1 protein-coding gene is annotated in these 1,661 nt (G+C 69.1%); it reads right to left on the minus strand.

Annotation, left to right across the window (positions count from 1 at the left end):
- Positions 1-162: 162 nt before the first annotated feature.
- On the minus strand, positions 163-1,539 hold the full coding sequence (locus AB0C28_RS56165; RefSeq protein WP_358085776.1) for an IS1380 family transposase: 1,377 nt from the start codon (positions 1,537-1,539) through the stop codon (positions 163-165).
- Positions 1,540-1,661: the final 122 nt, after the last annotated feature.

The following is a 1,661-nucleotide window of genomic DNA, read 5'->3' on the forward strand; positions in this document are numbered from 1 at the left end:
TAGCCTCGATCTTTCTCGACCTTGAGTTGGTCGGCTGAAGTCTTCGGCTGGAGGTCGATTTCCTCGCTGTGGTCAGCGTGGGTGCCCGGCTGTCGCGCCGGGTGGGCGGGGTTCCACGGGCCCGCGGGTCTCCTTCCTGATCGTGGGTCGGGTGGGTGCTGGTCAGGTCGGTGCTGGCAGGGCGTGTAGGCGGGTCAGGGCGGTGATGATCTGGTGGGCCCAGGGCCATCGCGCGGTGATGCGGAGATGCAGGCGGCGGCCTCCGTGTACCAGTCGGCCGGCCACCGCGAACAGGCGGAGCCGCAGGCGTTTGGGCTCGTAGCGGCGGGCGTCGGTGCCGTGCAGGGCGAGGATCTGCGTCCAGGCGAGTAGTTCGCAGGCCAGGGCGACGATTTCGAGCCAGATCTGGTTCTGGGTGAAGTCGTGCAGGGGCAGGTTGCGCAGGCCGGTGTCCTTGGCGGCGCGGATGCGGTCCTCGGCGCGGGCGCGGCGGCGGTGGCGTAGTTCCAGATCGGCGAGCTGGCCGCCTTTGGCGTTGGTGACGAAGCAGGTGAAGCGGTGTCCGTCGAGGTCGGTGAAGCGCAGTTGGGCGCCGGGGTGCGGGCGTTCTTTGCGGACGATGACGCGCATGCCCTTGGGCCAGCCGGACAGCTCCAGCAGACCGGTCAGCTCGGCGACCCAGGCACCCGGGCGTGGCCGCTGGTCGGCGTCGTAGGCGGGGGTCCAGGCGGTGGCCGGGAGTTTGCCGATCGCCTGGCCGATGTCGTCGGTGATGGTGAAGCCGATGGAGTACTTCAGCCATCGTCCGGGTCGGGTCAGCCAGGTGAGGAACTCTCGGGTGCCGCCGCCGGAGTCGGTGCGGACCAGGACGTTGCGCCGCAGGTGTTGGGGGAGCTGGGCTAGGGCCAGGCGGGTGGTCTCGATGTGGTCGGCGGCGGTGTTGGAGCCGGCGTTGCCCGGCCGCAGCAGCAGGGCCAGCGGTTCTCCGCCACCGCCGGGGCCGTGGTCGGCGAAGGCGGTCATCGGGTGGAAGCCGTAACTTTTCTTCCAGGTCGGTGCCGCGTGCTGCTTGTCGGAGTGAGAGATGACGATGGTGGCGTCGAGGTCGACGATCACAGGTCGGCCGTCGTCTCCGGGGGCGCGACCGGCGGCCAGGTGCCAGACGCGCCGGCGTGCGGTGGCGCGGGCGGCGCGGATGGCCTTCAGTGCGCGGGTTTCATCGGCGGCGAGCCGGTCGATCAGGCGCGAGACGGTCGGGTCGGAGGCGATGGGGCCGAACAGCTCGGGCTGGGAGCGCAGCACGGCGATGTCGGCTAGGCAGTCCCCGCCGAGCGCCTGGGTGAGAGCCAGATCAGTGAGGATCTTTGCGGGGTCGTGCACCGCTCGGCCGGGCCGCCACCGTTCCAGTCGCTGCGAGAGGTCCTTGCCCAGTCCGGTGATGCGCAGCGTCTGCATCAGCAGCAGAGCGCCACTGTGGGAGACCAGCCCGCGGCCGTCGGCGGACACGGTGATCTTGCTGCGGGAAGCGGTAGAGTTCACTTGGAAAGTGCCTTCTGATCTGGGTTGGACGGGGCCTTCGACAAGTCCGATCCTCCCAGCTCAAGGGCACTTTTCTTATGTGAACGATCAGGTCGGCTCAAATTCGCCATGAAAGCCGCAGG

Source organism: Nonomuraea sp. NPDC048892 (genome assembly GCF_040649735.1).
Taxonomy (GTDB): Bacteria; Actinomycetota; Actinomycetes; order Streptosporangiales; family Streptosporangiaceae; genus Nonomuraea; species Nonomuraea maheshkhaliensis.